This is a genomic window from Ruegeria sp. BC8, from assembly GCF_056535705.1.
The window spans coordinates 1,495,022-1,507,716 of the sequence record NZ_JBQFIV010000001.1 but is presented as its reverse complement, the minus strand read 5'-3'; the positions used below and the strand labels follow the sequence as shown (position 1 = coordinate 1,507,716).

Genomic DNA, 12,695 nt, shown 5'->3' with positions numbered 1-12,695 from the left:
ACAGGTAAAAGACCATGAGCGAACAACATATTGCATCTGCCTTCGACCGCGATCTTGAGGCGGTTCAAGCCCACATCATGAAAATGGGTGGTCTGGTCGAGGCCGCGATTACAGGTGCGGCCCGTTCGCTGGAAACGCGGGATGAGGAGCTTGCACAGCAGGTACGGCAGGGCGACAAGGCGATTGATGCGCTTGAGGACCTGATCAACGAAGAAACCGCCCGGGTGATCGCTCTGCGGGCGCCCACCGCCGGCGACCTACGGTTGGTGCTGTCCGTTCTCAAGGTTTCGGCTAACCTGGAACGCATCGGCGATTACGCAAAGAACATCGCCAAGCGCACCACCATTCTGGTCGAGGCCAACCAGATCGGCGGCAGCACCGCCGCACTGCGCCGCATGGCGCGTGAGGTTGAGCGGATGCTGCGTGACGCATTGGACGCCTATATTCAAAGGGATGCTGAGCTGGCCCGTGACGTTATCGATCGGGACCAGGAGGTGGACCAGATGTACAACGGCCTGTTCCGCGAGTTGCTGACCTTCATGGCTGAAGACCCGCGCAACATCACGGCCTGCATGCATCTGCATTTCATCGCCAAGAACATCGAGCGGATGGGCGACCACGTCACTGCCATCGCCGAACAGGTGATCTATCTGGTGACCGGCGAACGGCCGACCGAAGCCCGCCCGAAAGCAGACAACACCTCGCAATCTCTGTAAGTGGTGGCCGGCATGCCAATGGGCCAGCCGACTATCCTGATCGTCGATGATGAGCCCGCACTGCGCGAGGTGCTGGCGTACAACATGCAGTCCGCCGGGTACGAAGTGGTTCAGGCGGCAAGCGGCGAAGAAGCCCTGGTGCTGGTCCAAGAGGTGGCGCCTGATCTGATCGTGCTTGACTGGATGATGCCCAATCTCAGTGGGATTGAGCTGTGTCGTCAGCTAAAGGCACGCCCGCAGACCCGTACGATTCCGATCATCATGCTGTCGGCGCGGTCCGATGAGGCGGGCAAGGTGCGCGGTTTGGAGACGGGGGCCGATGACTATGTAGCCAAACCATATTCGATGGCGGAACTGATGGCGCGGATCCGAGCTCAACTGCGTCGGGTACGCCCGGCGGCGGCTGCGGAAACCCTGGAATATCACGACATCGTCGTGGACCTCGAAAGCCACAAGGCCAGTCGGGCGGGCAAGCCGCTCCGGATGGGGCCAACCGAATTCCGGCTGCTGTGCACCTTCATGGAAAAGCCGGGGCGCGTGTTCAGCCGCGATCAGCTATTGGACCGTGCCTGGGGGCGCGACGTCTATGTCGATTCCCGCACCGTGGATGTCCATATTGGTCGACTGCGCAAGGCGTTGACGGCGTTTGGCGGAGCCGACCCCCTTCGAACGGTTCGAGGTGCTGGATACGCGCTGGATTAGCCTATCTGGGCAGAGTTTCGTCGTTTTGGGCCTGCGACGCCAACCAGTGACGGAAGTGCCGAAGTGTCGGATCTTCGGACTTTGAGCTTGGCCAGACCAGATAATAGGCCCCCATGGTTTCAACCGGATCCTTGCAGGCTGCAACAAGTCTGCCGGTCGCCAGGTCTTGCTCGATCAGATAGTTGGGCAGCAGGGCGACGCCCAGCCCATGCAGGGCGGCTTGATTGATGGTCGTGAATTGATCGTGCACCGTACCGGGCAGGGCGCCTGAATGCGGAACGCCCATTTGTTTGAACCAGTCTTGCCAAGCGCGCGGGCGGGTCTGGATGTGAAGCAGGGGCAGTTTCAGCAATTCGCGCGGATCGTCCGGCGCGCCTCCTGGCAGTAGCGAGGGTGCACATACCGGTAGAACCCTTTCCACCTTCAGCAGCAGACGATCGGTTCCGGGCCAATCCGGTTCCCCGAAATGTAACGCAGCATCAAAGGGTTCCGACGAGAAGTTGAAAGGCCTCAGGCGCGTGGACATGTTGATCGTGATTTCAGGATGCAAACGGGCAAAATCCGGCAGCCGTGGCACCAGCCAACGCATTCCGAATGTCGGCAGGATTGCCAGATTCAACGTTCCACCCACTGGCGCGACGTGCAGTTTCAGGGAGGCCTGCGCAATTTGGTTCAGACCTTGCCGTATTTCCGCGACATAGTCCTGCGCCACCGACGTCAACGCCAATCGCTTCTTGTCACGCAGAATGAGTTGCACGCCCAGTTGGGTCTCGAGCGTCTGCAGTTGACGGGTTACGGCGCTCTGGGTCAGCGCAAGCTCTTCCGCGGCGGCCGAGGCGGACCCCAGCCTGTCCAATGCTTCGAGCGCGCGAAGCGAAGAAATTGACGGAAAAAGTCGACGAGGCGTATCCATCTATGCGTTTTACTCATGAAAACTTGCAAATGTCTCGCTGTTTTTTGCGTAAATTGCAGGGTAGGGTGCGTATGAACTTCAGTTTGGAGCCAGAAGATGAACGCCCCCGACACCAAACCTGCATTGCGCGCAAAGGATGCGCCTGATCTTGGCCGCTTTACCTGGGACGATCCGTTCCGCCTGTCTGATCAACTGACCGAGGATGAACGCCTGATCGCCGACAGCGCGCGTGCGTATGCGCAGGAAAAGCTGCAGCCTCGGGTAACTCAGGCGTTTCAGAACGAGGAAACCGATCCTGAAATCTTCCGTGAGATGGGCGAAATGGGCCTGCTGGGCACCACCATTCCCGAAGAATACGGCGGGATTGGCGCCGGTTACGTCACCTACGGTCTCGTCGCGCGCGAGGTCGAACGTGTGGATTCCGGCTATCGCTCGATGATGTCGGTGCAAAGCTCGCTGGTGATGTATCCGATCTATGCCTATGGCAGTGAAGAGCAGCGCCGGAAATACCTGCCGAAACTGGCCTGTGGTGAATGGATCGGTTGCTTTGGCCTGACCGAACCGGATGCGGGGTCTGATCCGGCGGGCATGAAAACCCGGGCGGAAAAGATCGACGGCGGCTACCGTCTGACCGGCAGCAAGATGTGGATTTCCAACGCGCCAATTGCCGATGTGTTTGTTGTCTGGGCCAAGTCCGATGCGCATGACGGAAAGATCCGCGGCTTCGTACTGGAAAAAGGCGCCAAAGGTCTGAGCGCGCCCAAGATCCAAAACAAGCTTAGCCTGCGCGCGTCAATCACCGGCGAAATCGTGATGGATGGCGTGGAGGTCGACGAAAGTGCCTTGCTGCCTCACGTCCAGGGCCTGAAAGGGCCGTTCGGATGCCTGAACCGAGCACGCTATGGCATCAGTTGGGGTGTCATGGGGGCCGCAGAATGCTGCTGGCACGCGGCGCGTCAGTATGGATTGGATCGCAAGCAGTTCAATCGTCCTTTGGCGCAGACACAGCTGTTCCAAAAGAAACTGGCGGACATGCAGACCGAAATCGCGTTGGGTTTGCAGGCCAGCTTGACGGTCGGACGGCTGATGGACAAAGCCGAAGCCGCGCCTGAGATGATCTCGATCATCAAGCGGAACAATTGCGGCAAGGCGTTGGATATCGCGCGGATGGCGCGGGACATGCATGGTGGCAACGGGATCTCGTTGGAGTTCCAAGTCATTCGTCACATGGTCAACCTTGAGACCGTTAATACCTACGAGGGCACGCATGATGTTCATGCGTTGATCTTGGGGCGGGCGCAGACCGGGTTGCAGGCATTCTACTGATCCTCAATCTAAAGTTCGCGTAATCGGTATTATGTAAATAAAGATGTAAAGTCTGGCACCGCTACGTTCGCGTTGGCGGTGCTATTTCAACCTGTTACGGTCCTGTGTGAACCCAAGACAGGATGCGCTGATGGACCTTCAGGGAAAAATCGTAGTTGTTACCGGTGCAGCCCAAGGCATCGGCAAAGGTATGGCGACGCGCTTCGCGGCGGACGGCGCGCGTGTGATCTGTGCGGATATTGATGAAGCCGGCGCCCTAGCAGTCGCCCAGGACATTGGCGGGCATTCGTTCAAATGCGATGTGGCCGACGAACACGATATCCAGCAAATGATCGAAAGCGTTGAATCCAGGATCGGCCCCATTGATCTGTTCTGTGCCAACGCCGGCATTCTGACGCTTGGCGGTCTCGATGTTCCCGATGCGCATTGGGACAGGATCTGGAAGATCAACGTCATGTCTCATGTGTGGACGGCACGCCATCTGGTGCCGCGGATGATTGCGCGCGGCGGCGGCTACATATTGATCACGGCTTCCGCTGCGGGGCTGCTCAACCAGCCCGGAGCCGCGCCATACGGAGTCACCAAACATGCGGCGGTTGGTTTCGCGGAATGGCTGGCTTTGACGTATGCCGACAAAGGTATCCGGGTTTCGGTCTTGTGTCCTCAGGCTGTCCGATCGGAAATGACCAAAGGGTTTGAAGACTCAGTTGCCGCGATTGATGGCATGCTTGAACCCGAGGACGTGGCACAGGCTTGTGTCGAGGCCATTGGCACCGAGACCTTTCTGGTTCTGCCGCACCCGCAGGTTCTGGACTACATGCGCTTGAAAACCGCCGATTACGACCGTTGGATTTCAGGAATGAACAAGTTGAATCAGCAGTTTGCAGGCGATACCTAGTCTTTCTTTCGTGCGCGGCGCAGAAGGCCTTCCTGCGCGACGGAGGCGACCAAGGTTCCGTCCTGCGCATAGATTGACCCGCGGTTGAAGCTGCGTCCCTGCCCCGTCCATGGCGACTCCATGGAATAGAGATGCCAGTTCTGGAAATGAACCGGTGCATGAAACCAGATCGCGTGATCCAGGCTCGCGCCATTGATTTCGCCCGTGAACCAGCTCAACCCGTGCGGCCGCATGCCGGAACTCAGCAGCGCCATGTCCGAGGCATAGGCCAGCAACAGGTGTTGGGTCACGTGATCAGCCTGTTCCGCTGCTCCCATGCGGAACCACAGATGGTTTCGGTCGTCGCTTTTCTCGGGCTGGAATATGTCCAAGGGATCAATCTCGCGCACCTCGATCGGACGTTCGCGCAGCAATTCGGCGCGCAGCCTTTCGGGAACGCGGTTCAGGTATTTCTGCCGCAATTCATCGCGGGACGGTTGCGTTTCGGGCGATGGGACATCAGGCATCGCGTGCTGATGGTTCCAGCCTTCATCCTGAATGTGGAACGAGGCCGACATGTTGAGGATCTGCTTTCCGTGCTGGATTGCAACCACGCGCCGTGTGGTGAACGACCCGCCATCCCGCGCGCGATCTACCTGATAGATAACCGGAATTTCCGGATCTCCCGGGCGGATGAAATAGGCATGCAGTGAATGGCAAAGGCGGTTTTCGACCGTTCGGTACGCCGCCGCCAGAGCCTGCGCAATGACCTGACCACCAAATATCCGCGTGGGCGTTTCACCGCCGGACCCGGTGCCTCGGAACAAGTCTACCTCAAGGCGTTCAATGTCCAGCAAATCCAACAAGATGCGTTCGGCTTCGGTCATTCGACTCTCTCTGGTTCTGTTCGCGATCGGCCTAGCAGGCCCGCGCGGGTCATTCAATGAGGGCGGCGTGAACCAGGGCTTTGAGTTCTGAGCGTGACGGGTAGGAGCTGGAGGGCGATAGCTGTGTAAAGAAAACAGCCGACAGGTCGTTCTTTTGGTCGACCCAGAAAAAGGTCGACGCCATTCCGCCCCAACTGAAGTCTCCAACCGATCCGGGGGTACGTGCACGGCCCGGGTCCAAAACCACAGCGCCGCCAAGCCCGAACCCCATGCCGTCCATCGGCTGTTCGGCAAAGCTTTGAGGACCCATGGACGCGATGTCGCCCGGCAAGTGGTTGCGCATCATGAAATCCACCGTGCTCGGGCCCAGCAGTCGTTGATCACCCACCTGCCCTTTGGCGCGAAGCATCTCGGCGAAACGGGCAAAATCGTCGATCGTGCTGACCAGCCCACCACCGCCGGAAAACAGCGTGGCCGCTTCGAATGGCGAGTTTCCGGCCTGATCCACCAATCGCAACGTTTCGCCGCCGGACCTGGCCGCGTTCAGGGCCATCGCGTCTCCCTCGAGCGGTGTGTAGAGCGAGGCGAACCGGTCCCCTGCCCCTTTGGGAACCGAAAACCCGGTTTCGGCCATCCCAAGCGGCCCAAAGATCTCATCGGCAGAGAATTGGTCCAAACTCCTGCCGGACACGACTTCGACTACCCGTCCGATAACGTCGATGCCGACCGAATACTCCCAGCGGCTGCCGGGTTGAAATGCCAGCGGCAATGCAGCCACGGCCCGAACCTGATCGGCCAGTGGACCCTGGTCCGGTTTAAACATCAGGTCCTGAGCATCCATCGCGGCGGGAAGAACGCCCGGATTGAACGGATAGCTTAGCCCGCTGGTGTGGGTCAGCAGTTGATGCAGGGTCGGCGGCGTCGAGTCTTCTGTTTGTTCAATGGATTGCGCGTCTTTCCGCAACGCCTTCATTTCGGCGAATTCCGGCAGAAACTCGGATACCGGCGCCTCAAGGTGCATCAGACCTTGTTCTACCAAGATCATCAGCGCTGTCGTGGTCACCGGCTTGGTCATCGAGTAGATGCGAACCAAGGTCTCGCGGTCGTACGGCAAATCACTCTCGAGACTGCGCAATCCGCAATCGTGAAAGAAAACTTCGCGCCCGTGCTGCTTCAACAGAAAGGCGCACCCGGGGTATTTTCGTTCGTCCACATACCTTTGCATCCATGTCTGAATGCGGTCCAGCCTCGTCCGATCAAATTGCATTGGCCGAAATTTCCCCGTTTTTTCTTTCATCTACGCGCAATCCTGCCGCCCCGTGGCAAAGAAAAACAGCCCAAAAACACAGCCGGCGAAAATTGCCGGGCGAGCGGTCTGCAAGTCTGCTCTCGGCCACGACCCGCGACGCTGCTAGACTGACGGCGTTCTGGATTCGTGATTTGCAGCCGTTACCCCTGAATTCGCCACCGGCCGGAGGTGCCAGATGACGCAGAACGTGGAATTCGTATACGACTTTTGCAGCCCGAACGCTTACCTCGCTCATAAGGTTTTGCCAGATCTCGCCGCGCGCCACGGGGCTGAGATTCGCTTTGTGCCGGTTCTGCTGAGTACAGTTTTCAAGGCTACCAACAACCAGAGCCCATTTCAGGCGTTCTCGGAAAATCGGAAGAAATCGGCGTATCTGACCCATGACCTGCACCGCTTTGCGCGGCGGCGCGGCTTGAACTTTCATATGAGCCCCTATTTTCCGCTGAACACGAAATTCGCCATGCGTGGGGCGGTCGCAGCGATGGGAAAATCATGGGAAGACAGATATGTAGACGCCGTTTTTGATGCAATATGGGTGCACGGGCAGAAGATTGACGACCTGAATGTGTTGACCGACATCATTCAAGAACGTGACCTGCCCGTACGAAAAATCCGTGAGGCGATCACCGGCGATTTGGCCAAGCAGACTCTGAAGGATCAGACAAAATCGGCCGTCCGCCGCGGAGTTTTTGGGGTGCCCAGCCTGTTTGTCGGGTCCGAGATGTTTTTTGGCAAGAACAGCCTGGCCAACGTAGAACTTGAACTCGAGGCGCTGCACTGAGGCTTCAGGGACGCAATCCCAATTGCCGGGCGGCATCTATCAGCTTGTGCGCGTGGTCTCCTTCAAGCTCTTCCGGGGTCACGTAAAAGCTGGGCCCACCGATATTCAATCCAAATACCCGCCCGTCGCTGGCGGTGGACACCGGAACGGAAATGGCATGGACGTCATCCCGCCACAGAGAATATCCGGTACAATAACCTTGTGTATCATACTCATCCAACGCGGTTTTTATCGAGTCGCGCAGGTGATCTTCGGGCAGGTTCAGATCGCGTCGAGCAGCGTCAATCGCCGTTTCCCTTTGATCCACGGTCATGCCAACCAGAATGGCCCGCCCCATGGCCGAGGAAAATAACGGCAGCCGGGATCCGACATGCATTGTAAGCGCCACGTTCTGCGTCGACCTGCTGACCGCGACATATACAACCTCGGCCCGATGCGCTTCGCCCAGGGCGGCCGTCAGGTACGGATTGGCTCCATCGCGCAGTTCCCTCAGTACCTCGACGGCACGCTCGCATATGTCAGCCGCCCCCAGAACTCCAAATCCCAGCCGCAGCACTCCGACGCCAAGCCGATAAGAACCGCCTGCGTGATCCTGAACAAGGTAACCCAGTTGGCAGAGCGTATGGGTCAACCGCGAGATCGTTGGCTTGGGCAGACCCGTGCGTTCGGCAAAATCCGTGTTAGTCAGGGCCGTTTCGCCGTGGCGAAAGCACCGCAGCAGTTCTAGCCCCCGCGCCAGTGCGGTGACGAAGTTCCGATCCTTGCCAGTGTCGGCGCTTGATGATGTCTCGGATACCACGCCTGCCCCTCTATCCCAGCGCTGCCAGACCATGTTTGGCGAACATCGGCACATAGGCTCCGAATGCGCGCGCTCGGGCCGGATCGGAGGCGTTCCCGTCCAGGGCGCGTTTGTAGACGCCTTGGAGAATTCCGGCCATGCGGAAGAAGTTGAACGCAAGATAGAAACCGAAATTGTCGATCCCCGGCAATCCGCGCCGCTGACAGTATGAGGCGATGAACTGCTGATCGCTGGGCAGCCCAAGGCCGCTTCGGTCAACACCAGCCAGCCCTCGACCCTCTTTGCCCGGCGGCATCTGCCATTGCATGATTACGGCCGCCAGATCGGCATAGGGATGGCCGATGGTGGACAACTCCCAATCCAGGACCCCGATGCAGCGGGTTCCGTCCCGCTCGAACATCAGATTGTCGATGCGATAGTCGCCATGAACCAGCGTTCGTTGACCATCATCCGCCGGGATCGAGCTTTCCAGTGCGTCGATCAGCGCATCCATGTCGGCAACCGTTTCGGTTTCCGAGGCGCGATACTGTTTGGTCCAGCGCGCGATCTGGCGTTCAAAGTAGTTGCCGGTCGGTCCGTAATCGGACAGGCCCACGGCGTCGATGTCGACCATGTGCAATTCGGCCAGAACCCGGTTCATCTCATCCAGAACAGCGCTGCGGGTTTCGTTGGTTTCGCCCTTCATAGTCGGTTCCAGAAAATTCCGACCGTCCAGACGCTCCATGACATAGAAGGCAGAGCCGATAATGCTGTCATCCTCGCACAGCACGTACATGCGCGGCACCGGTACTTTGCTGTGCGCCAACGCGGTCTGAACACGAAATTCGCGGTCGACCGCGTGTGCGGATTTCAGCAGAACCCCGGGCGGTTTGCGCCGCAGAACATAGGATTTGCCAGGCGTGCGCAGTTCGTAGGTCGGATTGGACTGACCCACCGTGAACTTCGTCGCCTCAAGCGGACCGGCATAGCCTTGCAGGTTGGCGCGCAGATAGTCATCTACGGCGACAAGGTCGAGAGTGTTCGGGTCATCGCTCATGCGATCGGCCTCGCTTGATACTGGACCGGGTTTCACAGGGCATCAGCAAAGATGTTTCCTCCGGTCAGAACGTTGATACCACCCGAGACCGGGATCACGGCGCCGGTCACGTAACTGCCGCCGCGCCCGCTGAGGAACAGCATACAGCCCGCGATGTCCTCGTCGCGCCCGACACGGCCCAGCGGGACCGACTTGCCCACTTTCTCGCGTTTTTCCTCGTCAGCGGTGGCAAAGGCGGTCATGCGCGAAACGAACGGTCCCGGTGCCAGAGCATTCACAGTCACGCGGTAGGGCGACAGCTCCTTTGCCATGATCTTGGTCAGATGGATGACGGCCGCCTTCGACGCGGAATAGCTGTAGGCGCCATCTCCCATGGGAACCTCTCCCATCACCGATGCGACGTTGATCACCCGTGCAGGATCATCGTCCGAACCCGATTGCATCAGCAGAGGAAGCAGCTTCTGGGTCAGATGAAAGATGCCGGCGACATTCACGGACATGACTTTGTCCCAGGCGTCATAGGGAAACTGTCCCATTGGCGCGCCCCACGAAACGCCGGCATTGTTCATAAGGATATCAAGCTTTTGGGTGCGGTTGTTCACCTCTTCGACCAGTGCGTCAATACCGGCCTCGCTGCTGACGTCACCGGCAAACCCTTCGGCGGTTCCGGGCGCATCCAGCGCGTTCAGTTCGGCGGCCACAGCTTCGCAGGCTTCGCCCTTGCGCGAAGCGATCAGCACCCGCGCTCCCGCGCGCAGCAGAGCCTCGGCTGCCATCCGACCAATGCCGGTCGCGCCGCCCGTGACCAGAGCAGTCTTGCCCGCTAGCGAAAATAAGTTCTCCGGTTTCATCAGCCTCTCCCCATAATTCGTTTTTGTTGCGTCCTGAGTTCTATTTCAGGTCGGGTCAGTTTCACTGTGCAGAATTGCATTTCACATCTGCCTTGACAACATAGTGTCAGGACCCGACCTTCGGGCCAACAAATGGCGGAGATCGGAAAACGAAATGCAAGCATTACTCAGCGTCGCCCCGGGTGGTCCGGAAACACTGGAACTGACCACCCTGCCCGATCCAACGCCCAAAAAGGGTCAGGTGCTGATCCGGGTACGTGCGGCAGGTGTGAATTTTCCGGACACGCTGATCATCCGCGATTTGTACCAGATGAAACCACCGCGCCCCTTCGCGCCCGGAGGGGAAGTGTCAGGCGATGTGATCGCCGTCGGAGATGGTGTTTCCGATCTGAAGGTCGGTGACCGCGTTCTGGCCCTGACAGGCCACGGAGGTTTCGCCGAGCAGCTGTGCATTCCGGCCGCCAGCGCCGTTCCGATCCCGGAGTCCATGCCGTACGAGGATGCGGCTTGTTTCATCTTCACCTACGGAACGTCCTACCATGCGCTGAAGGATCGCGCCGGGCTCAAGGGCGGTGAGACCTTGTTGGTTCTTGGGGCCGCCGGTGGTGTCGGCTCGGCCGCGGTTGAGTTGGGCAAAGCGATGGGCGCGCGTGTAATTGCCGCGGTGTCCACGGAAGACAAGGCTCAGTTTTGCAAGGATTTGGGCGCTGATGAGACGATCGTCTACTCCAAAGAGATGACGCGAGAGGCGCAAAAAGCGTTCTCGTCAGAAATCAAGAAGCTGGCGGGCGGTGATGGCGTTGATGTGGTCTATGATGCGGTTGGCGGCGACTACGCCGAGCCAGCATTGCGCGCGATGGCCTGGAAGGGGCGGTTTTTGGTCGTTGGCTTTCCGGCCGGTATCCCCAACATCCCGTTGAATCTGCCTTTGCTCAAAGGCTGTGAGATCGTCGGCGTGTTCTGGGGCGCGTCCGTATTCCGCGATCCGGCCGGACATGCCGAAAACTTGCGGGAACTGTTTGCCATGTATCATGGCGGCAAGATCAAGCCGCGTATCAGCGCCCGCTTTTCCTTGCCCCGCGCCGCCGAAGCTTTGGAGATGTTGGGCGACCGGTCGGTTCTCGGCAAAGTTGTCGTATCCATCGACTAGGAACGACATTCACGGTCGTTTCACCGCCTGTCCCCAGGATCGAACCTGCGCCCGCTCGCCTCATGAGAGCAAAGCCGGTAGACGCGTTTTCAATTCGCGGCTATGAAACAGGTATGGGGACAGAAAAATAATGCGTAGTATTCTTGTATTGAACGGACCGAACCTGAACCTGTTGGGCACACGGCAGCCCGAGGTTTACGGTCATACCACATTGAAGATGATCGAAGACTTGTGCGTTTCGCATGGCGCATCGATCGGGTTGCGTGTCGAGTGCGCTCAATCAAACCATGAAGGTGTGTTGATCGATGCCATCCACGCCGCGCGCGGGACCCATGACGGGATCGTTCTGAATGCCGGCGCGTATACCCACACGTCAATAGCATTGATGGATGCCATTTCGTCAGCTCAATTGCCGGTGGTCGAGGTTCACCTGTCCAATATCCACGCCCGCGAGGCATTTCGGCACAAGTCCTACATCTCGGCCGTCGCCATCGGGCAGATCTGCGGCTTTGGCGCTCAAAGCTATGTTCTGGCGCTGGAAGCGCTGGCCGCGCATCTTCAGGAGGGTGGCGGCGCATGATGACGCTCAAGGAATACCTCAACTTTCTGAGCTATGTAAAAACCCTCGAGGAGCTTTGGGCCGCGCACACCGAACAGATGGCCAAGTATGGTTTTGACCGCCTGTTGTACGGACACACACAATACCGCACCCAAACGTCTTTGGGCGACCCCGAAGACTTCGTGATCCTGACCAATCACTGCAAGGAATACATGGACGGTTTCCTTCGGGATGGTCTCTATTTCCATGCGCCCATGCTGAAATGGGCGCTGGATCACGAAGGGGCCGCAAGCTGGAGCATGATCCGCGAGATGATGTCCAGCGGCACGATGACCAACGAAGAACGCAAGGTGTACGAGTTCAACCGCTCGAAAGGGATCACCGTCGGCTACACGATCAGTTTCACTTCGGTGTCCATGCGGTCGAAGGGGGCAATTTCGCTGGCCGCTCTGAACCGCAGCCAGGACGAGATGGACGAGATGTGGGCTGAGCACGGCGATGATATCCTGCTGATGAACAACATCGCCCACCTCAAAATTCTGACCCTGCCCTACAATCCCCCGAACCGCGCCTTGACCAAGCGGCAGCGTGAGGCTTTGGAATGGGTGGGTGACGGCAAAACGACCCAGGACATTGCCCTGCTGATGGGACTGACTTCGGCAACTGTTGAAAAACACCTCAGGCTGGCGCGCGAGGCTCTCTCTGTCGAGACGACTGCACAGGCGGTTTTGAAGGCTTCGCTGCAGAATCAGATGTTCGTCATGGAGGTCTGAATCCGCTGTCGCGCGG

Annotated in this window: 14 protein-coding genes; 8 read left to right on the top strand and 6 right to left on the bottom strand. The window is 58.7% G+C overall.

Annotation, left to right across the window (positions count from 1 at the left end; all coding sequences use genetic code 11):
- Nucleotides 1-14: 14 nt before the first annotated feature.
- Both phoU and phoB read left to right on the top strand, forming a co-directional pair.
- Nucleotides 15-716, top strand: a complete 702-nt coding sequence (gene phoU, locus ACR3EK_RS07680; RefSeq protein WP_093962068.1) for a phosphate signaling complex protein PhoU — start codon at nt 15-17, stop codon at nt 714-716.
- Between the two features lie 12 nt (nt 717-728).
- The gene (phoB, locus tag ACR3EK_RS07675; RefSeq protein WP_480633076.1) at nt 729-1,418 is read left to right on the top strand and encodes a phosphate regulon transcriptional regulator PhoB; all 690 of its coding nucleotides are present in this window, start codon (nt 729-731) and stop codon (nt 1,416-1,418) included.
- A 1-nt stretch (nt 1,419) separates the two neighbouring features.
- Here the strand turns inward: phoB and ACR3EK_RS07670 are convergent, their stop codons facing one another.
- Complete coding sequence (locus tag ACR3EK_RS07670; protein ID WP_480633075.1) at nt 1,420-2,331, bottom strand: LysR family transcriptional regulator; 912 nt, start codon at nt 2,329-2,331, stop codon at nt 1,420-1,422.
- Between the two features lie 96 nt (nt 2,332-2,427).
- On the opposite strand from ACR3EK_RS07670, the gene ACR3EK_RS07665 reads away from it, so the two are divergent.
- Together ACR3EK_RS07665 and ACR3EK_RS07660 are read left to right on the top strand one after the other, a co-directional pair.
- Complete coding sequence (locus tag ACR3EK_RS07665) at nt 2,428-3,657, top strand: acyl-CoA dehydrogenase (protein WP_480633074.1); 1,230 nt, start codon at nt 2,428-2,430, stop codon at nt 3,655-3,657.
- A 130-nt stretch (nt 3,658-3,787) separates the two neighbouring features.
- Nucleotides 3,788-4,555 (top strand): SDR family oxidoreductase, encoded by a 768-nt coding sequence (locus ACR3EK_RS07660; protein ID WP_480633073.1) that lies wholly within the window; start codon nt 3,788-3,790, stop codon nt 4,553-4,555.
- On the opposite strand, the gene ACR3EK_RS07655 is transcribed toward ACR3EK_RS07660, so the two are convergent.
- A complete protein-coding gene (locus tag ACR3EK_RS07655; RefSeq protein WP_170403122.1) occupies nt 4,552-5,421 on the bottom strand; it encodes an acyl-CoA thioesterase in 870 nt (289 codons plus the stop codon). The genes ACR3EK_RS07660 and ACR3EK_RS07655 overlap by 4 nt on opposite strands.
- 49 nt (nt 5,422-5,470) lie before the next feature.
- Complete coding sequence (locus ACR3EK_RS07650) at nt 5,471-6,688, bottom strand: serine hydrolase domain-containing protein (RefSeq protein ID WP_480633072.1); 1,218 nt, start codon at nt 6,686-6,688, stop codon at nt 5,471-5,473.
- A 217-nt stretch (nt 6,689-6,905) separates the two neighbouring features.
- On the opposite strand from ACR3EK_RS07650, the gene ACR3EK_RS07645 reads away from it, so the two are divergent.
- Nucleotides 6,906-7,511: a DsbA family protein gene (locus ACR3EK_RS07645; protein ID WP_480633071.1), complete on the top strand. Its 606-nt coding sequence runs from the start codon at nt 6,906-6,908 to the stop codon at nt 7,509-7,511.
- A 4-nt stretch (nt 7,512-7,515) separates the two neighbouring features.
- On the opposite strand, the gene ACR3EK_RS07640 is transcribed toward ACR3EK_RS07645, so the two are convergent.
- From ACR3EK_RS07640 to ACR3EK_RS07630, 3 genes are read right to left on the bottom strand one after another with little or no spacing between them, the layout of a single operon-like run.
- On the bottom strand, nt 7,516-8,310 hold the full coding sequence (locus ACR3EK_RS07640; RefSeq protein ID WP_367647370.1) for an IclR family transcriptional regulator: 795 nt from the start codon (nt 8,308-8,310) through the stop codon (nt 7,516-7,518).
- A 10-nt stretch (nt 8,311-8,320) separates the two neighbouring features.
- Nucleotides 8,321-9,346, bottom strand: coding sequence for a phosphotransferase (locus ACR3EK_RS07635; RefSeq protein WP_480633070.1), 1,026 nt, complete (start codon nt 9,344-9,346; stop codon nt 8,321-8,323).
- A gap of 32 nt (nt 9,347-9,378) precedes the next feature.
- Nucleotides 9,379-10,197 (bottom strand): SDR family NAD(P)-dependent oxidoreductase, encoded by an 819-nt coding sequence (locus ACR3EK_RS07630; RefSeq protein WP_170363469.1) that lies wholly within the window; start codon nt 10,195-10,197, stop codon nt 9,379-9,381.
- 154 nt (nt 10,198-10,351) lie between these two features.
- Between ACR3EK_RS07630 and ACR3EK_RS07625 the strand changes: the two genes are divergently transcribed.
- From ACR3EK_RS07625 to ACR3EK_RS07615, 3 genes are all read left to right on the top strand, one after another.
- Nucleotides 10,352-11,347 (top strand): NADPH:quinone oxidoreductase family protein, encoded by a 996-nt coding sequence (locus ACR3EK_RS07625; RefSeq protein WP_170445918.1) that lies wholly within the window; start codon nt 10,352-10,354, stop codon nt 11,345-11,347.
- A gap of 130 nt (nt 11,348-11,477) precedes the next feature.
- Nucleotides 11,478-11,927: a type II 3-dehydroquinate dehydratase gene (gene aroQ, locus ACR3EK_RS07620; protein ID WP_170339183.1), complete on the top strand. Its 450-nt coding sequence runs from the start codon at nt 11,478-11,480 to the stop codon at nt 11,925-11,927.
- Nucleotides 11,927-12,679 (top strand): LuxR family transcriptional regulator, encoded by a 753-nt coding sequence (locus tag ACR3EK_RS07615; RefSeq protein ID WP_093962957.1) that lies wholly within the window; start codon nt 11,927-11,929, stop codon nt 12,677-12,679. Before aroQ ends, ACR3EK_RS07615 begins: the two co-directional genes overlap by 1 nt.
- Nucleotides 12,680-12,695 lie beyond the last annotated feature (16 nt).